Here is a 21,164-nt window from a genome sequence, read left to right as displayed (position 1 = left end):
GCCGCCATCAGCTGGCGTCCTGCACGTCGTCGGCAAGGGTCGGCGCCGTGGCGGTGAGCGGCCGCAGGTCCAGCTCGGTGACGACGTCGTCGCCGAGACGGTAGCGGCGGGCGGTAGGACGCAGGGCGTCGGTGAGCCGGTCCTGACCGTCGACCCGCAGCCCGGGCACCCCGTCGCCGATGAGCACCGGCGCGGTCGTGAGGTAGAGACGGTCCACGGCCTCGGCCCGGACGAAGGCCGACACCAGCCGTCCGCCGCCCTCGATGAGCACCCGGTGCAGCCCGCGGGCCGCCAGCAGGTCGAGGACGGCGCGGGGCTCCATCGGGCCCGCGCCCGGCCACCGGACGACCTCCACGTGGTCGCCGACCGAACGGACCCGGGCGTCGGCCCCGACGACCCACAGGGTGGGGGAGGTGGCGTCGGTGAGCACCACGGCGTCCGCCGGGGTGGCCCCGCGCGGGTCGAGGACGACCCGGGTCGGGTGCGGGCCGTCCACCGCCCGGACGGTCAGCTGCGGGTCGTCGCAGGCCACCGTCGCCCCGCCGACGACCACGGCGTCCACCAGCGCCCGCAGGCGGTGCAGGTGCTCACGGTCGAGCTCACCGGTGACGAAGGCCGCGTCGCCGGTCCGGCTCGCGATGAAGCCGTCCAGGCTCTGCCCGAGCTGGGCCAGCACGCGCGGCCCGTCCGCACGGTTCAGGTCGCCGTAGCGCTGGGCCAGCTCACCGGCCGCCGGGATGCGCCCGGCCAGCAGCTGGTCCCACTCGTCCTGGTCAGCCTCGTCGTGGCCCATGCGGGCGCGCTTGGTGGCGAGGTAGAAGGCGTTCTCCTCACGGTCCGGCACGACCAGCGGCACGCGCTCCACGACCTCGATGCCGAGCGCGCTCAATGCCAGCTCCTTGGCCGGGTTGGAGGACAGGAGCCGGACGCGTCGCATCCCCAGGTCGAGCAGCATGGCGGCGCAGTGGTCGTAGGTGCGGGCGTCGGCGGGGTGGCCCAGGGCCAGGTTGGCGTCGACGGTGTCGACGCCGCGGTCCTGCAGGGCGTAGGCACGCAGCTTCTCGGCCAGGCCGATCGCCCGCCCCTCGTGACCGCGGGCGTAGACCACGGCCCCGCGCCCCGTCCGCGCGACCAGCTGCAGCGCATGCTGCAGCTGCTCCCCGCAGTCGCAGCGCCGCGACCCCAGCGCGTCGCCGGTGAGGCACTCGGAGTGCACGCGCACCAGCGGCGGCGGAAGGTCCGGGCCGTCGTCGTCGGTGACCCCGAGGCTGAGGACGACGTGGTCCATCCCCGTGTCGTCGCGGTATGCCGTCATCCGGAAGGTCGCGTGGTCGGTCGGGAGCCGGGTGTCGGCCACCCGTTCGACCTGCCGCGGTGCGGTTCTCGCCTGCTCAGCCATCCTCCACATTATGGTCGTGACCGGCGATCTTCTCCTGCGGAGGGGCGAGCAGCGTGTCGACGAGGAGTGCTGGAGGTGAGACAGGTGACAGAATGGGTCCCTCGGGCCTCCGAGGGTCGGAGCCGCAAGGAACCCGCACCCGTTCGTGGGGGTGGTGCTGGCCCCCTGGGCCTGCGGGTGGCCTCGACGGTCCTGGGGGTGGTCGCGGCCCTGCCCGTCGCCTGCACGATGCTCCTCCTCGACCGGGTCGAGACCGCCCCGGTCCCGGTCGCCGTGCTGGTCCTGCTGGTGGTCGTCGCGGTGACGTCCGGCTGAACGCCCGTCCTACCGCGGGGGCACGAGGGCGTCGACCCCGTCCACCGCACCCACCGCGCCGGCAGCGAGCAGCTCGTGGCGTCGGCCCTCCTCCGCGGCGACCCCGACGACGGCCACGCCCGCCGCACGGCCCGCCTGCACGTCGGTCACCGAGTCCCCCAGGAAGACCGACTCCTCGGGGCGCGATCCGGTCAGCCCCAGCGCCCGCACCAGGAGGTCGGGCCGCGGCTTGAGGTCGGCCACCTGCCCCGCCGACCGGCCCACGACATGCAGGCGCGCGGTGACGCCGTGGCGGGCGCGGTCCAGCACGCCCGCCACGACGGCGGGGGTGTTGTTGGTGACCACGGCGACGGAGGCACCTCGACCCAGGGTGTGCTCGACGAGAGCCACCGCCCCGGTCCGGGGGGACACCCGGGCGGCGGCCTCCAGCTCGAGCTCGGTGACGACGGCCTCGAGGGGCTCCAGCAGCCGGGGCGAGTGGTCACCGACCAGCCTCAGGCACTGCACGTGGTCCGCCTCGCCCTCCAGCCGCTGCGCCAGCTCGGAGCCGCCGAGCCTGCGTGCCTCCGCCCGCAGCCGGTCACCCAGCTCGGCCCACCGGGCCCCAGGGAAGAGCCGGGCGAGGGGCCCGTCGAAGTCGACGAGCAGGGTCCGGGCGTCCTCGACGAGGCGGCGGGCGGTCTCCACCCAGCGAGCCTACCCAGGGCCGGGTGCCCGACCGGCCCTGGACGGGGTCGCAGGCCCACCGGTCGACACCGCCTCCGCGCGGCGTCCCGCTGCTACCATCGCCGGGTGGCTGCGGCGCCAGGGGACGGCCCGCCGTCGGGTGCTCGCCTCCTGACGGGGCCCTTCCTCGCCCTGGTCCTCGCCGAGCTGGCCTACTTCGTGGGCATCGGCGCGCTCATCCCCCTCGTCCCGGTCTACGCGGCCGACCGCCTGGCAGCCGGCCCCCTCGTGGTGGGCCTCACGGTCGCCACCTTCAGCCTCACCGCGCTGGTGCTGCGACCGGCCGCCGGCCGGGTGGTGGACCGGTGGGGACCGCGGCGTCCCTTCGTCGGGGCCTCGCTGCTGCTGGCGGTCGTGCTGGTCGCGCACACCCAGGCCGGCAGCGTGCCGGTGCTGCTGCTGCTCCGGGCGCTCACCGGGGTCGCCGAGGCGATCGTCTTCGTCGCCGGCATGGCAGTTCTGCTCCACGTCGCGCCGCCGCAGCGCCGCGGTGAGGCGCTCAGCTACAGCTCGCTGTCGCTCTTCGTCGGCATCGCGCTGGGTCCTGCGCTCGGTGAGCGGCTGGTGGACCTCGGCGGCTACCGCACCGCCTGGCTCGGCGTCGCCGCCCTCGGCGTGCTGGCCGCGGCCGTCGGCACGGCGCTGCCGGGCGCCCGGCCGGAGGAGCCGCCGGACGGCGCCGCGCCGCTCTTCCCCCGCGCGGTGCGGCTGCCCGGGCTGGCGTTCGTGGTGGGGGTGGTGGGGTCGGCGGGTTTCCTCGCCTTCGCGGCCCTGCGGGCCCGGGAGGTCGGTCTCGACGGGGCCGGGTGGCCGCTGGCCCTCTACGGCGGCGTCGTCGTGGCCGGCCGCCTGCTCCTGGCCCGCCTCACCGACCGGTACGCCGCGACGCGGCTCTCCGCGGCCGCCCTGGTCCTGAGCGGGGTGGGGCTGGTGCTGCTCGGCCTCGCGGGAGGCGCGTGGACCTTCGGGGCCGGGACCGTCGTGCTGGCCCTCGGGGCCGTCCTGCTCACCCCCGCCTTCTTCCGGCTGCTCACCGAACGCCTGCCCGACGGGCGGCCCGGTGCGGTCGGTGCGACCTTCGGGGTGCTCGTGGACGTCGGTCTCGGGGCGGGCCCGCTCGTGCTGGGGCTCCTGGCCCAAGGACGGGGCCTGGCCAGCGCTTTCGTGGCGCTCGGGGCTGCCACGGTCGGGGTGGTCCTCCTCCTGCGTGTAGGGGCCCGCCCGGCCGGCTCGACGCCGCCCCGGTGAGGGACTCCCCGCGGCCTTCCCGGACGTAATTTCACGCAAACCCTTATGAGGCCCCTCCACGTTGACCTTTACCTGGCCAGGCACGCGAACGTTTACGCATCGTGAGGAGAGACAATGATGTCACGGCTCCGACCACTCTCGTCCCGGAGGTGGACAGCCCTCGCGCTCGCGACGACGCTCGGCATCACCGGGCTCGCGCCCGCCGCGGTCGCGGCCCCGGGCCGCCCCGGAGGAGGGCGGTGACGACCTCGCCCAGGAGGCCGCCGCCGACTTCACCACCCTGCTCGACTTCGAGACCTACACCCTGGGGGGCCTGGACGGCCAGGACGGGTGGGTCGGCTCGGCCGCCGCGGCCGTCGTGCAGGACCCGCTCAACCAGAACAACTTCGTCGGCCAGCTCAACGGCCCGGGGGAGAAGGCATACTGGGAGATCCCGGCGATCGAGGACGGGGACACGGGGACGCTGTTCTTCCGGTTCCTGCGCACCGAGACCGTCGACACCTCCTTCGGCATCACCGATGTGGACGTCCCCGGCACCTACAGACGGACAGCCGGGCCTACGTGAACAACCAGAACGACGACATCCTGCGGGCCCGCGACGGCGGCGAGGTGGTGGACACCATGGCGCGGCGCTACGTCGACCTCGTGCAGCCCTTCCTTTGAGGCGTCGGGTACGAGTGCGCCTCAGAGCTCCGGCGGCGCCTCGAAGAGGTCGACCCGCGCCGGGGCGAGGATGGAGCGGGAGACGTTCTTGAAGTCGAAGCGGTCCAGGATCCGCGCGGCGTCCTCGTCGCTCAGGTCGTAGGCGTGCGCGAGCATCCGCACGTGCTCGGTGTAGAACGCATGCAGCTTGTCGACGCCCCTGATGAACTCCAGCTCCTTGGCCACCGGCCGACCGTAGCCAGCGCAGGTGGCGTGGCGGTGGACGCGACGTGAACGTTGGCCCGGCCCGCCGACTGGACACCGGGCCACCCGGTGCAGTGGGGTGGTCGACGTGAGCTCGCTCCTGCACCTGCGATCGGCAGGCACCTCCCTCGTCCTGGACCTCTCCGACGACCTGCTCCCGGTGGTCCGTCACTGGGGCGCCGACCTCGGCGAGCTGGGCGACGACGACCTCGCCGCGGTGGTCACCGCGACGCAGGTCGCCCACGGCGACAGCCCGTTCGACCACGCCGACCAGGTGAGCATGCTGCCTGAGCACGCCCGTGCGTGGTTGGGTCGTCCCGGCGTCGAGGGGAGTCGCGCCGGACGCGACTGGTCCCCGGCCTTCCGCACCGACGGGCCGCCCGACCGCACCACGCTGGCGGACGGCACCCAGCGGGTGGTCGTCCGCGGGGCCGACGCGAGCGCATACCTCGCGGTCGAGCTGGAGCTCGAGCTGCATTCGGGCGGGCTGCTGCGCACCCGGGCCACCCTGACCAACACCGGCGAGGAGACGTATGACGTGGGTGCCGTCCGCGTCGCGCTGCCGGTGCCGGAGCGGGCCGGGGAGCTGCTGGACTTCGCCGGACGCCACACCATGGAGCGGGTGCCGCAGCGCCAGCCGTTCTCCGTCGGCGTGCACAGCCGGGAGGTGCGCACCGGACGCACCGGCCTGGACGCGGTGCACCTGCTGTGCGCGGGGGAGCCGGGCTTCGGGTTCGGGCACGGCCAGGTCTGGGCGGTGCACCTGGGGTGGAGCGGCAACCAGACGACGTACGCCGAGCGGCTCTTCAACGGCTCGCGGGTCCTGGGGTCGGGGGAGCGGCTCGAGCACGGCGAGGCGCGCCTCGGCGCGGGTGGGGAGCTGACCAACCCCTGGCTGTACGCCGCGCACGGCACCGGGCTCGACGAGGTCGCCGGGCGCTTCCACGCCTGGCTGCGCAGCCGACCCCACCACCCCGACCGGCCCCGCCCGGTGACGCTGAACAACTGGGAGGCGACCTACTTCGACCACGACCTCGACCGGCTGACGGACCTCGTCGACCGGGGTGCGCGGGTGGGGGCCGAGCGGTTCGTGCTCGACGACGGCTGGTTCGGCGGACGCCGCGACGACACGAGCAGCCTGGGGGACTGGGTGGTCTCGCCGGACGTCTGGCCGGACGGGCTGGACCCCCTGATCGAGCACGTGCACGCCGCCGGGATGGAGTTCGGCCTCTGGGTGGAGCCGGAGATGGTGAGCCTGGACTCCGACCTGGCGCGGGCGCACCCGGAGTGGATCTTCTCCGCCGGGGGTCGCCGAGGTCTGGAGTCGCGCCAGCAGCACGTGCTCGACCTTGGTCACGCGGGCGCCTACGCCCACGTCCGCGACCAGCTGCGGGCGCTCCTGGACCGCTACGACATCGCCTACCTCAAGTGGGACCACAACCGCTACCTCAACGACGCCGGTCACACCCCGGGCGGCGAGCCGGGGGTGCGGGAGCACACGCTCGCGGTCTACCGGCTCATGGACGAGCTGCTGGCCGCCCACCCCGGGCTGGAGATCGAGTCCTGCTCGGCCGGCGGCGGGCGGGTCGACCTGGGGATCCTGGAGCGGGCGGTGCGCGTCTGGGCCTCGGACTGCATCGACCCGCTGGAGCGGCAGCAGATCCAGCGCGGCACCATGCTCCTGCTCCCGCCCGAGCTCGTCGGCACGCACATCGCCTCGGGCCGCTCGCACACCACCGGCCGCCGCCACGACCTGGACTTCCGCGCCGGGACGGCCCTGTGGGGGCACCTGGGGATCGAGTGGGACCTGGCCACCTGCACCGAGGCCGAGCTCGCCGAGCTGGAGGCGTGGGTGGCCTTCTACCGCGCGCACCGCGAGCTGCTGCATACCGGGCGGGTCGTCAACGGCGACCACCACGACGAGGCGACCTGGGTCCACGGCACGGTGGCCCAGGACCGGTCCACGGCGCTCTTCCAGGTCGCCGCGCTGGCGCGACCCGCCACCACCGGACCGCACCGGGTGCGGCTGCCCGGGCTCGACCCGGACGCGCGCTACCGGGTGACCCTGGAGCGCCCCGGCCAGAAGCCGCTGCGGGCGGGTCCCGGGGTGGTGCCGTGGGCCGTGGACGGGGTCGTGCTGCCCGGCCGGGTGCTCGCCGAGGTGGGCCTGCCGATGCAGCCCCTGGACCCCGAGCACTGCCAGATCTGGCGCGCGGTCTCGGTCTGAGGCTGAGCGGATGGCACCAGCACCGGGACGGACCTGGGCCGGCAACCTCGCCTACTCGGCCGGTGAGCTGGTCGAGCCCACCAGCATCGATGAGCTGGCCGAGGTCATGGGCGGGGCCGCGCGCGTCCGGGTCCTCGGCTCGCGGCACTCCTTCAACCGGGTCGCCGACACGACCGGCACCCTCGTCGGCCTGCGCCGGCTGCCGACCGGGCTGGAGGTCGACCGGGAGAGAGGCGTCGTGCGTGCCGGGGCGGGCCTGACCTACGGCGAGGTGGGCGTCCGGATCCAGGAGGAGGGGTGGGCCCTGCACGCCATGGCCTCGCTGCCGCACATCACCGTCGGGGGAGCGGTCGCCACCGGGTCGCACGGCTCGGGCGACGGCGCGGCGTCGCTGGCCGAGGGGGTCGCCGCCGTGGAGATCGTCACCACCGGGGGCGAGCAGGTGCGGCTGGAGCGCGGGGACCCCGACTTCGGTGGTGCCGTGGTCTCGTTGGGCATGCTCGGTGCCGTCACCGTGGTCGAGCTGGACGTCGAGCCCACCTACGACGTCGCGCAGACCGTCTACGAGGGCCTCACCTGGGACCGGGTGGTGGAGGACCTCGACGCCGTGACCGGGCTGGGCACGAGCGTCTCGGTCTTCACCGACTGGCGGGACCCGGACCGGGCGACCCAGGTGTGGGTCAAGGACCGGGTGGACCGGCCCCGGGGCGGTGACGGTGCCGTCGGTGCCCTCGGGCTGCGGCCGGCGGACGGGCCGCGGCACATGATCCGGGGCGGGCGGCCCGAGCACTGCACCCCGCAGGGCGGCGTGCCCGGCCCCTGGCTGGACCGGCTGCCGCACTTCCGGATGGGGTTCACCCCCTCGGCCGGCGAGGAGCTGCAGTCGGAGTGGCTGCTGCCGCGGCGCGCGGTCGGCCCGGCGCTGGAACAGCTGCGGGGGATGGCCGACGAGCTCGCCGGTCTGGCCCTGAGCGCGGAGATGCGCACCGTGTCCCGCGGCCGGCAGTGGCTCGACCCCGCGCAGGAGGACAGCGTCGCCTTCCACGTGACCTGGCGGCGGGAGCAGCCCGCCGTCGAGGCGCTCCTCCCGAGGATCGAGGAGGGGCTGGAGCCGCTCGGGGCACGGCCGCACTGGGGCAAGCTCTTCGACGAGCGCGCGCTCGCGCGGCGCATCGAGGAGCTCTACCCGCAGCGTGGGCGGATGCTCGAGCTGGCCGCCCGACTGGACCCGCGCGGTGCGCTGCGCAACGACTACCTGGAGAGGGTGGGACTGTGACGGATGAGGTGCGGTGGTCGCCGGCGACGGCCGACGAGGAGGTCGAGCCGGACCTGCGGGCGGCGTTCGCGCGGGAGATCGGAGGTGCCCCCGACGGGGTGTGGGCCGCCCCCGGGCGGATCAACCTCATCGGCGAGCACACCGACTACAACGGCGGCTGGTGCCTGCCCTTCGCGTTGGCCCACCGCACCTACTGCGCGGTGCGGACCCGGCCGGACGGGCGGCTGCGGGTGGTCTCGCGGCAGGCGCCCGGACGGGCCTGGGAGGGCGAGGTGGACCAGATCCGCGCCGGGTCGCCCGGGGGCTGGGTCGCCTACGTCGCGGGCGTCGTCGCCATCCTGGCGCAGCGGGCGGGTGGCCCGGTCGGCGCCGACATCCTCGTGGACGGCCGCGTGCCGCTCGGGGCGGGCCTGTCCTCCTCGGCCGCACTGTCCTGCTCCAGCGCCCTGGCCCTGGCGGAGCTGGTGCCGGGGCTGGCCGCGGTCGACCGGGCCGAGCTGGCGCAGGTGTGCGTGCGTGCGGAGAACGACTACGCCGGCGCGGCGACCGGGGGGATGGACCAGACCGTCTCGTTGCGCGCGGTGGACGGGCACGCCCTGCTCGTCGACTGCGACGACTTCTCGCTCACCCCGGTGCCGTGGACCCTGCCCGGTCACGAGGTGCTCGTCATCGACACCCGGGCCCACCACAGCCTGGCCGACGGACAGTACGCCGCGCGCCGGGACACCTGCGAGCGCGCCTGCCGCAGCCTCGGGGTGGCCAGCCTGCGTGGGCTGCGCGGCGCGGACGTGGACGAGGTGCTGGGCCGGCTCGAGGGGGACGACGAGGCGCAGCGCCGCGTGCGGCACGTGCTCACCGAGAACACCCGGGTGCTCGACCTCGTCGCGGCCCTGGGCCAGGAGGACGCCGAGCAGGTGGGCCGGCTCATGGTGGCCTCGCACGTGTCGCTCCGGGATGACTACGAAGTGTCGTGCCGGGAGCTCGACCTCGCGGTCGAGGCGGCCGGGCAGGCGGGGGCGGCCGGCGCGCGGATGACCGGCGGCGGTTTCGGCGGCTCGGCGCTGGCCCTGGTGCGGCGCGGCGACGTCGAGGACGTCGCTGCCGCGGTGCACGAGGCCTTCCTCGCCGAGGGTCTGGAGGCCCCTCACCTGCTCCGGGCCACGCCGAGCGCCCCGGCGCACCGGCTCTCCTGAGCCGGCCCGGCCGCATACCCACCGAGCGCCGCGAATGGTTGGCCCTGGTGCCACCGAGCGCCGTGAGTGGTTGGTCCTGGTGCCCCCGGGCTCCGTGAATGGTTGTTCCTGGTGCCACCGCGCGTCGTGAGTGGTTGCTTCTCGCGTCCTCCGGTCGCCGACCTCACGGTGCGAGGACGCCACCGTCGTCTCAGACGGCGGCGTTCGGTGGGTGGTGTGCCAACCATGGGCGGCGCTCGGTGGGAGGGGTCAGGTGCGGGTGACCAGAGCGGCGGCCTGCCGGGCGATCTCCCACTCCTCCGCCGTCGGTATGACATAGCCCGCGACCCGGCTGTCCGCGGTGGTGATGAGGGTCTCGCCGTCGGCAGCGGCGTTGGCGGGTGCGTCGAGGAGCACGCCGAACCCGGCCAGTCGCTGCAGGACGGCCGCGCGGAGCTCGACGTTGTTCTCGCCCACCCCCGCGGTGAAGACCAGCGCGTCGAGCCCGCCGAGCACCGCGGCGAAGGCCCCGACGTAGCGCAGCACCCGGTGCACGACCACCTCGAAGGCCAGCACCGCCGCCGGGTCCCCGTCCGCCCGCCGCGCCATGACCTGCCGGAAGTCCGCCGAGCCGGTGAGCCCGAGCAGCCCGGACTCCTTGGCCAGCGCACGCTCGACCTCCTCGGTCGACAACCCGGCCACCCGGCCCAGGTGCCCGGCGACCCCGGGGTCGAGGTCACCCGGGCGGGTGCCCATGACCAGCCCTTCCAGCGGGGTCATGCCCATCGAGGTGTCGACGCTGTGGCCGCCGTCGACCGCAGCGGCGCTGGCCCCGTTGCCCAGGTGCAGCACGATGCTGCGCACCTCCTCCAGCGGACGGCCCAGGAGGTCGGCGGCCCGTCGGGAGACGTAGGCGTGGGAGGTGCCGTGGAAGCCGTAGCGCCGCACCCGGTGCTCCTCGCGCCACTGCCGGGGCACGGCGTAGGTCGCGGCGGCCTCCGGCATGCCCTGGTGAAAGGCGGTGTCGAAGACCGCGACCTGGGGCACATCGGGGAACGCCTCCTGCGTGGCGGCGATACCCGCGAGGTTGCCGGGGTTGTGCAGCGGCGCGAGCGGCACGAGGCGCTCGACGGTCGCGATGACCTCCGGGGTGATGAGCGTGGGGTCGGCGAACTCCGCGCCGCCGTGCACGACCCGGTGCCCCACGGCGAGCAGGTCGACGTCGGCGAGGGTGGGGCCGTGCTCCTGGAAGGCGCGGGTCGCCAGCTGCAGCGCCGCCGCGTGGTCGGGCACGTCGAGGACCTGCTCGTGGGTCCTCCCGCCCACGGTGTGGCGCGCCACCCCGTCGGTCAGGCCGATGCGCTCCACCAGCCCCTTGGCCTGCGAGGCCCCGGTGTACGGGTCGAGCAGCTGGTACTTCACCGACGAGGAGCCGGCGTTGACGACGAGCACGACCGGGTCGCCTCCCGCGGAGCCGCTCCCAGCGCCGCGCCCCGCGCCGCTCCGGCCGCCCGCCCCAGCACCCCGGTCCGCGCTCATCGGCCCGCCCCCGCCTGGATCCCCGTGATGGCGACGGTGTTGATGATGTCGCGGACCGTCGCGCCTCGGGACAGGTCGTTGACCGGGGCGTTGAGCCCCTGCAGCACCGGACCGACCGCCACCGCGGAGGCGCTGCGCTGCACCGCCTTGTAGGTGTTGTTGCCGGTGTTGAGGTCGGGGAAGACGAGCACGGTGGCCTGTCCGGCCACGGGGGAGTCCTTGAGCTTGGTGGCCGCGACGGAGGGGTCGACGGCGGCGTCGTACTGGATCGGCCCCTCGACCAGGAGCGAGGGCTCCCGCTCACGCACGAGGTCGGTCGCCGTGCGCACCTTGTCGACGTCGGCCCCGCTGCCCGAGCCGCCGGTGCTGTAGGACAGCATCGCCACCCGCGGCTCGACCCCGAACTGGGCGGCCGTCGCGGCCGAGGAGATCGCGATGTCGGCGAGCTGCTCGGCGTCCGGGTCGGGGTTGATGGCGCAGTCGCCGTAGACGAGGACCTTGTCGGCCAGGCACATGAAGAACACCGAGCTGACGACCGAGACACCGGGGGAGGTGCGGATCACCTCCAGCGCCGGCCTGATGGTGTGCGCGGTCGTGGTGATCGACCCGGAGACCATGCCGTCGGCCCGCCCGGTCTTGACCATGAGGGTGCCGAAATAGGCCGGGTCGGTGACGATGTCCTGGGCCTGCTCGAGGGTGACGCCCTTATGTGCCCGCAGCTCGGCATACGTCCGGGCGAAGTCCTCGCGCCAGTGGCTGGTGAGCGGGTCGACGACCTCGGCGGCGTCGAGCCGCAGGCCCAGCGCCGCCCCCCGCTCACGCACCTGCGCCTCGTCACCGAGCAGCGTGAGCCGGGCGACCCCGCGGGCGAGCACGGTGTCGGCCGCCCGCAGGATCCGGTCCTCCCCGCCCTCGGGCAGCACCACGTGCGCGCCCGTCTCCCGCGCCCGGGCCATGATCTCGTGCTCGAACATGAGCGGGGTCACCACGCCGGACCGGCGACCGGTGTCGTCCTCGACGGGGAGCAGCCGGGTGAGGTCGACGTGCTGCTGGGCCAGGGACCGGGCGTGCTCGATCTTGCGCTGCGAGCGGGGGGTGATGCGGCCGACGACGTCGTCCATGGTCATCGCCGTGCGCATGGTCCCGCCCTCGCAGCCGATGATCGGCAGCTCCACCGCGAGGCCCTCGACGAGCCGAGACACCTGCTCGCTGGGGCGCAGCCCACCGTTGAGGACGATGGCCCCGAGCGAGGGGAAGGTCGAGGACCGGTGGGCGAGGATGGCGCCCAGCAGTACGTCCTCGCGGTCGCCGGGGCAGATGAGCACGTTGCCCTCGCGCAGCCGGTCCAGGACGTTGGGCATGGTCATCCCGGCGATGATGAGCCCGGTCGCCTCTCGCTCGAGCAGCGTCTCGTCACCCGCCCGGAGTATGCCGTCGGTCGCCGCCATGAGGTCGCCGACCGTCGGGGCGGCGAGCAGCGGGTCGGCGGGCATCGCGAGGACGACCGGGTCGCTGCCGCCGCCGGCCACCTGCTCGGCGACCGCGTCGCGGACCGCCTCGGACACCTCGTCCAGGTCGTCGTCGACGCGGTTGGCGAGCACGCCCGCGACCGCCGCGTGCCGGCTCAGCGCCTCCTGCACGGTGACGGCCGCGGCGGTGGCGGTGTCCTCCACGCTGCGGCCGGCGGCGGGGATGATGAGCAGCATGGGCGCGCCGAGGTGGGCGGCGATGCCGGCGTTGGTGGAGAACTCGGTAGGGGCGGTGACCCCCGTGTAATCCGAGCCGACGACGAGCACCCGCTCGTGCTCGGCGGCATACCGGTGGAACCGGTCGACGATGTCGCCGATGGCCGCGTCGTGCTGGCGGTGCAGGTCGTCGTAGGTCACCCCGACGGCGTCCTCGATGGCCGACGCCGACGTCGAGAGCGGGTGCAGCAGGTGCAGGAGCGGGTCGTGCTCCCGGTCCTGCACGACGGGGCGGAAGACGCCGACCCGGCCGCCGAGGGCGCACAGCTGGGCGAGCAGCCCGACCGCCACCGCCGACTTGCCGGACCGGGGCTCGGCGGACGCGACATACAGGGAGGTGCTCACGGGTCCCACGATAGCCACGCCTTACGCTGCGTTCATGGACACGTCGAGCTCGCTGACCGCTGCCGGTGGACTCTCCGCGGTGCGGGTGTGGGTCGACGGCGCCCTCGTCGGGCCGGAGGGCTCGGTGCCGGCGCTGGACCACGGGATCACCGTCGGCGACGGGGTGTTCGAGACGTGCAAGGTAGTCGACGGGGAGGTCTTCGCGCTCACGCGGCACCACGACCGGATGGACCGGTCGCTCGCGGCACTCGGCCTGGAGCCGCTGGACCGGGACCGGGTCGGGGAGGGCATCGCTGCGGTCCTCGCCGAGGGAGGTATGCCGTTCGGCCGCCTGCGCTACACCGTCACCGCCGGGCTCGGCCCGCTGGGCAGCGACCGGGTCCCGGGAGCCGCGACGTATGTCGTTGCCGCCCTGAAACAGCAGCCGATCGGCCCGACGACCAGCGTGCTGGTCGTGCCGTGGACCCGCAACGAGCGGGGCGGGCTGACGGGGGTCAAGTCGACGTCCTACGCGGAGAACGTCGTCGCGCTCGCGGCGGCGAAGGCCGCCGGGCACTCCGAGGCTCTGCTCGCCAACACCGTCGGCGACCTGTGCGAGGGCACTGGCACCAACGTCTTCGTCGTGACCGGCGGGGTGGTGCGCACCCCCAACCTGGCCTCCGGACCGCTGGCCGGCATCACCCGTGGACTGACCATCGAGTGGCTGCGCGAGGAGGGCCTAGAGGTCGTGGAGGAGCCGCTGCCGCTGGGCATCCTGGACGAGGCGGACGAGGTCTGGATCACCAGCAGCATCCGCGACCTCACCGCGGTGACCCGGATCGACGTGGCCGAGGGCGCCGAGCTGACCTCCGGGCATACCCTCGCGGCCCCAGCGGTCCGCCCCCGGGAGCTCGGCCAGGAGCCCGGTCCGGTGACCGCTCGCGCGCAGGAGATCTTCGCCCGCCGGGCGGCCGAGCGGCGCGACCCCTGAGCGCCGCGATCTTGACGCAGCGTCACTTGACCGCGGCCTGACACAACCTTTGCCCAACCCTTGCCGCGGCATGGACCACCCTTGACCGACCCCCTCCTAACGTCGTCCCGGGCACCGAGAAGCGGTGCTCGCGACCCAAGGAGAAGTGGATGCGTCCAGTTCGTACCAAGGCCCTGACCCTGGCCGGCGCGGCAGCGCTCGCCCTCAGCGTGATCGGCGCCAGCGGCGCCGGAGCCGCCCCAGACACCGGCTCCGGGGACGACGAGGTGGTGGTGAAGCACTCGCTCGCCCCGACACTCGCCTCGCAGGACTCGGTTCGGCAGTACTGGACCCCCGAGCGCATGGAGAACGCCCGGCCCCGGGACCTCGGGACGTCGGGCAAGCGCACGTCGCTCCCCTCGACCCAGGCCGCGCGCGCCGCGCCGTCGGCCACCGCCCAGGCGGTGCGGGTCACCCCGCAGGCGCGTCTCGGCAAGGTCTTCTTCACCCTGGGCGGGCAGGACTACGTCTGCTCCGGCACCTCCACACGCAGCGCCAACCGCGACGTGGTGACGACCGCCGGACACTGCCTCAACGAGGGTCCGGGTGACTTCGCCACCAACTTCACCTACGTCCCGGCCTACAACAACGGGCAGGCGCCCTACGGCCAGTGGGTCGCGGACAACCTGTACGCCGCGTCGGCGTGGGTGAACCGCGGGGACATCAACCAGGACGTGGCCTTCGCGGTCATGGCGGAGAAGAACGGCCAGAGCCTCACGGACGCGACCGGCGACTACCCGATCGGCTTCAACCTGGGTTACAACCGCTCGTTCCAGGCCCATGGCTACCCCGCCGCCACGCCCTACAACGGCGCCTACCTTTACCGTTGCTCGGGCACCTCGGGCCGGGACAGCTACGGCACCAACGACCACCGGCTGCCGTGCTCGATGACCGGCGGCAGCAGCGGCGGCGGCTGGATCACGAACGGCACGCTCAACTCGATCAACTCCTTCGGCTACAGTTTCGAGCAGGACGTCATGTACGGCCCCTACTTCGGGAGCACCGCGCAGCAGGTCTACAACGCCGCGCAGAACGACTGAGGTCGGTCCGGCAGCGATTTCGTCGCTCGGGCACGGGGAGGCTAGACTTCCTCCCCGTGCCCGAGGGCACGTCCGGACGTGTAGCTCAGCTGGTTAGAGCGTTCGCTTCACACGCGAGAGGTCAGGGGTTCGAGTCCCTTCACGTCCACCCAAAGTGTCTTACGGGAACACGCGACATCGAGAGATGTGGTGTGTTCCCGTTTCGCTTCCTTGCCTTCGTCACCACCTGCGTGGGCTTCGCGGAAGATCGTCGCGAACGGCTCAGCCAGGTGCGGCCGTAGTTGTTCGTCGTCGGTGATGTCGAGGCTGGTGTAGAAGGCTTGGTTGGCGATCCGTCGGTCGGCGTCACCGGAATGTTGGTAGGCGTGGTGCGCGTCGGTGAGCAGGCGTAGTGAGTCGTGGAGGAACGCGCGCCCGCCGGTGTGGTGTTCGCGGTGCTCGGCGAGTCGTCGGTTCACGTCGGCGAGGCCTGCGCGGATGCGGTCTTGGTGGCGCTTGAGGGTGTCGAGGTCGATGGCGTCTGCGAAGTGTGCCGCGAGGAGCTTGTCGGACTCTGATTCCAGGCGCGCCCTGTTCGCGGTCAGGTCAGCAAGCTCCTGATCGTTCCCGGCGTTGCGTTTGTCGAACGCTGCATCAACGTCCGTGGCAATGCGTTGGTAGGTGCTGTCGCTGATAGTGATGCTCGCGTAGGAGTCGGCGACAAGCCGTTCCGCGACAGCGACGGGCACGGCCCGCCGGGTGCAGGTGGTCTTCTTCGCGGCGCGGCCGGAGCAGATGAAGTAGGCGTAGGTCACGCCCCTGGGGTTGGTGGCGAAGTCGAGCAGCATCCTCGACCCGCAGGTGCCGCAGTGCAGCAGCCCCTTCAAGTGGTGGGCGTGCTGGACGTGGCGGGTCATCTTCGCCGTCCGAGCCCGCAACAGTGACTGCACCTTGTCGAACAACGCTGGTTCCACGATGGGCTCGTGCGCGCCGGGATGCAGGGCACCTTTGTAGCGGATCACCCCGGCGTAGTCCGGGTTCGTGAGCAGCTTGTAGAGCGTGTTCTTCCCCAACGGCTTTGACGGGCGTTTCGGCGTTGGCACTGTCAACAATCCCCGTGCGGTCAACTCGCGGAGCAGGCCGGTCACGGAGGTCTCGCCTTCGGCGTAGTGCTCGAACGCCCATGCAATGAGGGGGGCGCGCTCAGTATCTACCTCGACCGTGCGAACCTCCGCCCGTTCTCATCCGTCTTGCGGACGTTGAGGTAACCAATTGGTGCGCGCATCGGAGTGCCACCCTGCGCGACTTTCTGCGTCAGCCCCTTCGTGACCTCCGTGGCGAGGTTGCGGCTGTAGAACTCGGCGATGGAGGACATGATGCCGTGGACGAGCATCCCGGAAGGCGTCTGGTCGATGGACTTGGTTGCGGAGACGAGGGTGACGCCTGCGCCGATAAGTGCTTCGTGAATCTTGACGTCGTCGGCGCGGTTGCGGGCGAGGCGGTCGAGCTTGTGGACGATGCAGAACGTGACCCTGGTCGCGGCGATGAACGCCAACATTTCTTGCAACCCGTCGCGATCCGCCGACCTCGCAGACTCGCCCGCGTCGACGAACTCGCGCACGATGCGCGCGCGAGTTCATCGGCTTTGCGGTGGTTCGCCTCACGTTGCGCGGGGATGGAGAACCTTCCTCGGTGCCGCCGCGTTCGGCCTGCTCGCGGGTCGAGACGCGGAGGTAGGACACGGCCGGCAGCACCGGCTTGTCGTCCGTCCGCCGGTCGGGGGCGGTGGTGTGGGAGCGGTGGTGGTCATGCGGTGCTCCTTCGTTGGTGCAACAGCTCGGGTTCTTCGTTCTCTTCTACTCTGCCTCGCCGGTCTGACATGCGGCTCAGATTCGCAGGTGCCGGGAGGTCGTAGGGGTCAGGGTCGCCTGCTTGGTAGGCGTCCCAGCGTTCCTGGGTGATGTTCAGCACCCACTCCACGAGCTTCCCTATGTCGGGTTCCGCGCGGCGGATCGTGCGGAGTCGAAGCTGCCCAGGATCATCCCCCGCCCCTGCCCTCGCCCTCGCCCTCGCGCCGAGCGCAACCCGGCCCTGCGCCGCATGGGAGCGGCGCTCACGGGTCGGGGCTGGGGTCAGGCCGCTCACCACCAATCTCACATAAATGCAGGTACGCCAGAACAAAGGTAGCACACTCATGGCGTAACGGCCATTGTTTGAGATGATTCGCAGGTTCCACTACCATCGAAACCATGAGTCAAGACGTGGAGGACATGCCGCTACTGGTCCCCGAAGACCTGCCAGCAGGCTGGGCGATGCCCGAACCTCCCGTGATCGCCTCCTCCGCAGAGTCCGTCGCGATTGACGCTGCGCTGAAGTATGCCGATCGGACGTACCGCACTCCGGGGCCGGATGGAGAGCTGAGCGGCTACAACGATGGCCGCGACGGGCGTTGGTTCCTCATCGAGCACGTCCAGTCCCATACGCGCGTGCTGTTGCGCCTGCAACGCCAGTACCTCATGCACCAAGAGCCGATGGGTGAAGTACGGATCACCGGGATCGTCTACCTGCCCGAGATTGCGGGAGAGCCTGTCGCCAGCCCGATGCTGCGGAATCTCCCGACGTCGCGGATTGAGGCGGCGATCAACCGCCGCCAGTTCGCCGTCACCGGAGCCACTCGGTTCGAGGGTGGCACGCTCACCATGCCCTCGGGTCGCATCCTCCGTTTCTCCGAGGTTATGCAGCCATTGGGGAATCCGAAGCGGATCGCGGACTTCTACGAGGTCGTCGCTCTCCAGCACACTCGGCTCGTGGATGATGGGGAGGCGAACCCGACCGCGAAGATGGCAGAAATTAGCCTGGTGCCGCTCTCGACCGCGCAGGGCTGGGTTGCCCGCGCACGAGCCAAGGGGCTGCTGCCACCGGGGCGAAGGGGCCGCGCTGGGTAAGGGTGTTGAGATTGCGGTGCGGCAGGGGTGGCGTCGCCTTGCGGCTAACGTGTTGGGGTTGAGGAGTCGGTGTCTGTTCCCGCTTTCCATCGCCCGTTGATGGAGCTGAGCAGTAGCCACGGTTCGATCACGAGATTGATGGCGATATGCGCGCAGATCACCGGCAGCACGTTTCGGTCGGCAACGAGGTAGGTCACCGCAAGTACGGCCCCCAGTGCGGTCGTTGCCGCGACCACGGGGAGGATGATTCGCGCGTCTCGTGAGAACAACACCCAGAGCGAGTGCGCGGCTCCGAACGCGACCGCTGAGGCGAGGACTTGCAGCACGCCCGGAGTGGTGAGGCTGTCGAGCCAGTCCATGAGGAACCTGCGGAAAAGGAGTTCCTCTAACGTCCCGGACACCAGCGCCAGCGGGATCGCGAGGAACTTCAAACCGCTCACTGAAGTCGCGTTCTCCCGCACGAACGGGACGGCCCAGAAAGTGTATGCCACATACGCCACCACCGTCGCCGCAGCAATAGCCCATGCCCACGGGATCACCGTGGCGCTCTGATTGATGCCCAAGAGGTCAGTGGCGAACCTGCCGGGGTCACGGAGTAACCACAGCACCAGAGGGATCGCCATGCCCGATGTCGTTCCCACGATGAGCAGACCCGTGAACTGGCGAGCCGAGATGTTGCGCATGAGGTTCCTTCCGATTGCAGGCTCTTATGATCGCACAGTCGTGCGATAATAAGAGCCTGCAATCACCCCAGGAGGTCTCGTGCCGAAAATCGTGGATCATGACACCCGCCGGACGAACATCGCACGGGCGGTGTCGCGAGTGATCGAACGAGACGGCATCCACGCCGTCTCTGTGCGCTCCGTCGCGGCCGAGGCCAAGGTGCAGCCTTCAACGCTGCGCCACTACTTCCCGAGCAGTGACGAAATGCTTGCGGCGACGATCAAGATGGTTCGAGACGACCAAGCCGCGCGACTCGCCAACCTCACCCCGACGGGCAACGACAAGGACGATATCCGCCAGGCCTGGCTCCAAGCACTCCCTCTAGACAAGGCCCGCACGACCGAAACGCATGTCTGGTTGGCCGTAACCGCAACCGCGCGCAACCCCGCCCTTCAAGAGGTCCTCAACAACATCAACGACGGATTGCGCCACCTCTGCGAGGCCACGATCCGCGCGTTCGCCCCGGATGCCGACATCCACGACGAAGCCGAGTATCTACGCGCCTTCACCGATGGACTCGCCTTCAATGCCATCAGCGATCCCACCTCATTCACCGCAGAGCGCACCACCACTGCCCTCGATACCTACCTCGATCGCCTCACGAGCATCTGAGTCCCACGCCTGAGAGCATCCCGAGTTCTCCCGCATCTTCTCGCCCCATTTTCAGGGAATGAACGTAATCTAACTGCGGTAGTTGCTGTTACGCTAGATGATCAGCGAGCCGGCGGAAGGACGGTGGTCGGGATGCATGGCGGCGTGATCCCGTTCCGGAAAACTGGGGCTGACGCGCGCCGCTATGTCGAGGCAGACCGCTCCCGTGCTGACGACTACTACCTCGGCGCGGAAACGACCATGGCGCAGTTCACGGCGCTCGACGGGTCGGGTGCGGTGACTGCTGAGCTGAGTCTTGACCCCGAAGCGTATGTGGGGTGGGTGGACTGGCAGAACCCGCTCACAGGCGAGCAGATGGGCAAGCCACGCCAGGCAGGGGTGGGCAGGCGAGGATCGCCCCGGTTCATGGAGATGGTCATCAACACCCCCAAGTCACTGTCGATCGCCGCCGCGCTGCACCCGGAGGTTTCCGACGCCCTCGACGCCGCCCAGCAGGACGCTCTGGCGGAGATTCGGCGTTGGCTCGCTCAGCACTCCGTGACTCGTGTTGGCCCGTTGGGTGCTCAGGAGGTCGTCTCCGTCGAGCAGATGCACGTCGTGGCCATCACGCACCGTACGTCGCGGGCGGGTGATCCGCACCGGCATATTGAAGCGCCCCAGGTTCTCTGCCGCTCTCATGTGGGCTGCGGCTCAGGGTTGAGTGCAGCGTAATGGTCCTGCTCGTACTCGGCCGGTGGGACGTTGCCCAGGGTCGAGTGGAGCCGGCGGTTGTTGTACCAGTCGACCCAGCCGGCGGTCGCGTACTCCACATCGGCGATCGTCTTGTAGGGCCCGTCATGGAAGACGGTGGTGCGGACGCACTCGGCCTTGTACAGGCCGTTGATCGTCTCCATGAGCCCGTTGTCGTACGCATCACCCACTGACCCGATGGAGGGCCGGATGCCCTCAAGGGCCAGGTGCTCGGTCAGCCGCAGGCTCGTATATTGCGACCCGGCGTCCGAATGGTGGATCAGCTCACCGGCGACCGCAGGGCGTCCCTGGCGGTCACGCTCCCACAGCGCCATCCGCAGCGGGATCATGACCAGGTCGGTGACCTTGCTCGTCGCGGCGTGCCAGGCCACGATCCGCTGGGAGAACACGTCCAGGATGAACGCGACATAGACGAAGCCCGCCCACGTCCTGACGTAGGTGAAGTCGGTCACCCACACGTGGTTCGGGGCGGCGGCGGTGAAGTCCCTGTTCAGCAGGTCACCGGCACGGGTGCCGTCCTTGGCCGGGATCGTGGTCCGCACACCTTTGTCCCGCCGCACCCCGGACAGGCCCAGGATGGTCATGGCGCGGTCTACCGCCCCGGCGGAGGCGTTAGGCAGGCTGGTGCGGCGCACGTAGGCGGTCATCTTCCTCCGCCCGTACAGCCCCTCGGGCGTGAGCCGGCGCCGGCCGTGCTGGTCGGTCGTCCAGGCGATGTCCCGCACGGCGTCCACGACCTGGGCGTCGGTGACGGTGCGCGCGGCCACGGCCCGGGTGGCGCACTTCCAGCTGCGGTAGGTCCGCGCGGCGATCTGGCAGCCCTGCTCGCGCAGCACCCGGCAGATCGACTCGACCGCGTAGCCCTGGGCCCTCATGGTGTCGATGAAGCCCATGATCAGCGGTTGCGGGGGTCGAGTTCCCCCACGAAGAAACTCGTGGCCGCCTTCAGGATCGCCACGTCCTCGCGCAACCGCCGGTTCTCGGCCTTGAGCCGCTTGATCTCCTCGTTCTCGGCGCTGGTGACTCCAGGGCGGTCCCCGGCGTCGACCTCGGCCTGGGTCACCCAGCGACGCACCGACTCCTGACGGCGCTCAGGTGATTCTCCCCAGTTCTGCTCACTGAAATTCCCCACCCTGTGGCCCCAATCCGGGGACGGAGCGGGGCTCCTTCGATGATGGCGGTCTCTGACCACACGCCTACTCGAAGGA

19 protein-coding genes, 1 tRNA gene and 2 pseudogenes are annotated in these 21,164 nt (G+C 71.5%); 13 read left to right on the top strand and 9 right to left on the bottom strand.

Going from position 1 to position 21,164, the window contains the following annotated elements:
* Nucleotides 1-7: 7 nt before the first annotated feature.
* Nucleotides 8-1,399, bottom strand: coding sequence for a GTP cyclohydrolase II (ribA, locus tag BJF80_RS06225; RefSeq protein WP_237767466.1), 1,392 nt, complete (start codon nucleotides 1,397-1,399; stop codon nucleotides 8-10).
* A gap of 177 nt (nucleotides 1,400-1,576) precedes the next feature.
* On the opposite strand from ribA, the gene BJF80_RS18755 reads away from it, so the two are divergent.
* Nucleotides 1,577-1,714 carry a hypothetical protein gene (locus BJF80_RS18755; protein WP_158068487.1) on the top strand — a complete coding sequence of 46 codons (138 nt, stop codon included), beginning with the start codon at nucleotides 1,577-1,579 and terminating at the stop codon, nucleotides 1,712-1,714.
* Between the two features lie 9 nt (nucleotides 1,715-1,723).
* Here the strand turns inward: BJF80_RS18755 and BJF80_RS18295 are convergent, their stop codons facing one another.
* Nucleotides 1,724-2,401, bottom strand: a complete 678-nt coding sequence (locus BJF80_RS18295) for an HAD family hydrolase (protein ID WP_075812284.1) — start codon at nucleotides 2,399-2,401, stop codon at nucleotides 1,724-1,726.
* Nucleotides 2,402-2,506: 105 nt separating this feature from the next.
* On the opposite strand from BJF80_RS18295, the gene BJF80_RS17605 reads away from it, so the two are divergent.
* Both BJF80_RS17605 and BJF80_RS06210 read left to right on the top strand, forming a co-directional pair.
* Nucleotides 2,507-3,688, top strand: a complete 1,182-nt coding sequence (locus BJF80_RS17605) for an MFS transporter (protein WP_075812283.1) — start codon at nucleotides 2,507-2,509, stop codon at nucleotides 3,686-3,688.
* A 358-nt stretch (nucleotides 3,689-4,046) separates the two neighbouring features.
* Nucleotides 4,047-4,253 (top strand): hypothetical protein, encoded by a 207-nt coding sequence (locus BJF80_RS06210; RefSeq protein WP_075812281.1) that lies wholly within the window; start codon nucleotides 4,047-4,049, stop codon nucleotides 4,251-4,253.
* Nucleotides 4,254-4,372: 119 nt separating this feature from the next.
* On the opposite strand, the gene BJF80_RS06205 is transcribed toward BJF80_RS06210, so the two are convergent.
* On the bottom strand, nucleotides 4,373-4,576 hold the full coding sequence (locus tag BJF80_RS06205) for a hypothetical protein (RefSeq protein WP_022923844.1): 204 nt from the start codon (nucleotides 4,574-4,576) through the stop codon (nucleotides 4,373-4,375).
* A 106-nt stretch (nucleotides 4,577-4,682) separates the two neighbouring features.
* On the opposite strand from BJF80_RS06205, the gene BJF80_RS06200 reads away from it, so the two are divergent.
* From BJF80_RS06200 to galK, 3 genes are read left to right on the top strand one after another with little or no spacing between them, the layout of a single operon-like run.
* Complete coding sequence (locus BJF80_RS06200; protein WP_075812308.1) at nucleotides 4,683-6,821, top strand: alpha-galactosidase; 2,139 nt, start codon at nucleotides 4,683-4,685, stop codon at nucleotides 6,819-6,821.
* 10 nt (nucleotides 6,822-6,831) lie between these two features.
* Complete coding sequence (locus BJF80_RS06195) at nucleotides 6,832-8,097, top strand: FAD-binding protein (protein ID WP_075812279.1); 1,266 nt, start codon at nucleotides 6,832-6,834, stop codon at nucleotides 8,095-8,097.
* Complete coding sequence (gene galK, locus BJF80_RS06190; protein ID WP_237767465.1) at nucleotides 8,094-9,290, top strand: galactokinase; 1,197 nt, start codon at nucleotides 8,094-8,096, stop codon at nucleotides 9,288-9,290. The genes BJF80_RS06195 and galK overlap by 4 nt, the downstream gene beginning before the upstream one ends.
* Nucleotides 9,291-9,539: 249 nt before the next feature.
* Here galK and BJF80_RS06185 read toward each other — a convergent pair whose 3' ends face one another.
* Entirely contained in the window at nucleotides 9,540-10,808 is a 1,269-nt protein-coding gene (locus tag BJF80_RS06185; protein WP_083673493.1) for an acetate/propionate family kinase, read from the bottom strand.
* Nucleotides 10,805-12,898 carry a phosphate acetyltransferase gene (pta, locus tag BJF80_RS06180; protein ID WP_083673492.1) on the bottom strand — a complete coding sequence of 698 codons (2,094 nt, stop codon included), beginning with the start codon at nucleotides 12,896-12,898 and terminating at the stop codon, nucleotides 10,805-10,807. Before pta ends, BJF80_RS06185 begins: the two co-directional genes overlap by 4 nt.
* Nucleotides 12,899-12,932: 34 nt before the next feature.
* On the opposite strand from pta, the gene BJF80_RS06175 reads away from it, so the two are divergent.
* The 4 genes from BJF80_RS06175 to BJF80_RS19870 all read left to right on the top strand — a co-directional run bounded on the left by BJF80_RS06175 (nucleotide 12,933) and on the right by BJF80_RS19870 (nucleotide 15,504).
* The gene (locus tag BJF80_RS06175; protein ID WP_202817149.1) at nucleotides 12,933-13,868 is read left to right on the top strand and encodes an aminotransferase class IV; all 936 of its coding nucleotides are present in this window, start codon (nucleotides 12,933-12,935) and stop codon (nucleotides 13,866-13,868) included.
* A 149-nt stretch (nucleotides 13,869-14,017) separates the two neighbouring features.
* Nucleotides 14,018-14,947, top strand: coding sequence for a trypsin-like serine peptidase (locus tag BJF80_RS06170; RefSeq protein ID WP_075812275.1), 930 nt, complete (start codon nucleotides 14,018-14,020; stop codon nucleotides 14,945-14,947).
* A gap of 74 nt (nucleotides 14,948-15,021) precedes the next feature.
* Nucleotides 15,022-15,095: transfer RNA gene (locus BJF80_RS06165), tRNA-Val, on the top strand.
* A gap of 250 nt (nucleotides 15,096-15,345) precedes the next feature.
* On the top strand, nucleotides 15,346-15,504 hold the full coding sequence (locus BJF80_RS19870; protein WP_237767464.1) for a hypothetical protein: 159 nt from the start codon (nucleotides 15,346-15,348) through the stop codon (nucleotides 15,502-15,504).
* A gap of 195 nt (nucleotides 15,505-15,699) precedes the next feature.
* Here the strand turns inward: BJF80_RS19870 and BJF80_RS19865 are convergent.
* Both BJF80_RS19865 and BJF80_RS19860 read right to left on the bottom strand, forming a co-directional pair.
* Nucleotides 15,700-16,074, bottom strand: a pseudogene (locus BJF80_RS19865) (recombinase family protein); the annotation flags it as partial.
* 62 nt (nucleotides 16,075-16,136) lie between these two features.
* On the bottom strand, nucleotides 16,137-16,547 hold the full coding sequence (locus BJF80_RS19860) for a recombinase family protein (RefSeq protein ID WP_237767463.1): 411 nt from the start codon (nucleotides 16,545-16,547) through the stop codon (nucleotides 16,137-16,139).
* A 628-nt stretch (nucleotides 16,548-17,175) separates the two neighbouring features.
* On the opposite strand from BJF80_RS19860, the gene BJF80_RS06155 reads away from it, so the two are divergent.
* Nucleotides 17,176-17,871, top strand: a complete 696-nt coding sequence (locus tag BJF80_RS06155; protein ID WP_075812273.1) for a hypothetical protein — start codon at nucleotides 17,176-17,178, stop codon at nucleotides 17,869-17,871.
* Between the two features lie 44 nt (nucleotides 17,872-17,915).
* Here the strand turns inward: BJF80_RS06155 and BJF80_RS06150 are convergent, their stop codons facing one another.
* The gene (locus tag BJF80_RS06150) at nucleotides 17,916-18,554 is read right to left on the bottom strand and encodes a CPBP family intramembrane glutamic endopeptidase (RefSeq protein ID WP_083673491.1); all 639 of its coding nucleotides are present in this window, start codon (nucleotides 18,552-18,554) and stop codon (nucleotides 17,916-17,918) included.
* A 79-nt stretch (nucleotides 18,555-18,633) separates the two neighbouring features.
* Here BJF80_RS06150 and BJF80_RS06145 point away from each other — a divergent pair, with 79 nt between their 5' ends.
* A complete protein-coding gene (locus BJF80_RS06145) occupies nucleotides 18,634-19,206 on the top strand; it encodes a TetR/AcrR family transcriptional regulator (RefSeq protein WP_075812269.1) in 573 nt (190 codons plus the stop codon).
* 132 nt (nucleotides 19,207-19,338) lie between these two features.
* Nucleotides 19,339-19,917: a relaxase domain-containing protein gene (locus BJF80_RS06140; protein ID WP_083669411.1), complete on the top strand. Its 579-nt coding sequence runs from the start codon at nucleotides 19,339-19,341 to the stop codon at nucleotides 19,915-19,917.
* On the opposite strand, the pseudogene BJF80_RS06135 reads toward BJF80_RS06140, so the two are convergent.
* Nucleotides 19,881-21,037: pseudogene (locus BJF80_RS06135) on the bottom strand (IS3 family transposase); the annotation flags it as partial. The gene BJF80_RS06140 and the pseudogene BJF80_RS06135 overlap by 37 nt on opposite strands.
* Between the last annotated feature and the right edge of the window lie 127 nt (nucleotides 21,038-21,164).

It is taken from the genome of Serinicoccus sp. CUA-874 (genome assembly GCF_001942225.1).
GTDB classification, from domain to species: Bacteria; Actinomycetota; Actinomycetes; order Actinomycetales; family Dermatophilaceae; genus Ornithinicoccus; species Ornithinicoccus marinus.
This window is presented reverse-complemented; position numbering and strand designations above follow the sequence as displayed.

Bases quoted from the DNA above. Each gene is read 5' to 3' on its own strand.
- BJF80_RS06150 (WP_083673491.1), bottom strand. From the start codon at position 18,554: ATGCGCAACATCTCGGCTCGCCAGTTCACGGGTCTGCTCATCGTGGGA.
- BJF80_RS06195 (WP_075812279.1), top strand. From the start codon at position 6,832: ATGGCACCAGCACCGGGACGGACCTGGGCCGGCAACCTCGCCTACTCG.
- BJF80_RS06155 (WP_075812273.1), top strand. From the start codon at position 17,176: ATGAGTCAAGACGTGGAGGACATGCCGCTACTGGTCCCCGAAGACCTG.
- BJF80_RS06185 (WP_083673493.1), bottom strand. From the start codon at position 10,808: ATGAGCGCGGACCGGGGTGCTGGGGCGGGCGGCCGGAGCGGCGCGGGG.
- BJF80_RS06175 (WP_202817149.1), top strand. From the start codon at position 12,933: ATGGACACGTCGAGCTCGCTGACCGCTGCCGGTGGACTCTCCGCGGTG.
- BJF80_RS06140 (WP_083669411.1), top strand. From the start codon at position 19,339: ATGCATGGCGGCGTGATCCCGTTCCGGAAAACTGGGGCTGACGCGCGC.
- ribA (WP_237767466.1), bottom strand. From the start codon at position 1,399: ATGGCTGAGCAGGCGAGAACCGCACCGCGGCAGGTCGAACGGGTGGCC.
- BJF80_RS06170 (WP_075812275.1), top strand. From the start codon at position 14,018: ATGCGTCCAGTTCGTACCAAGGCCCTGACCCTGGCCGGCGCGGCAGCG.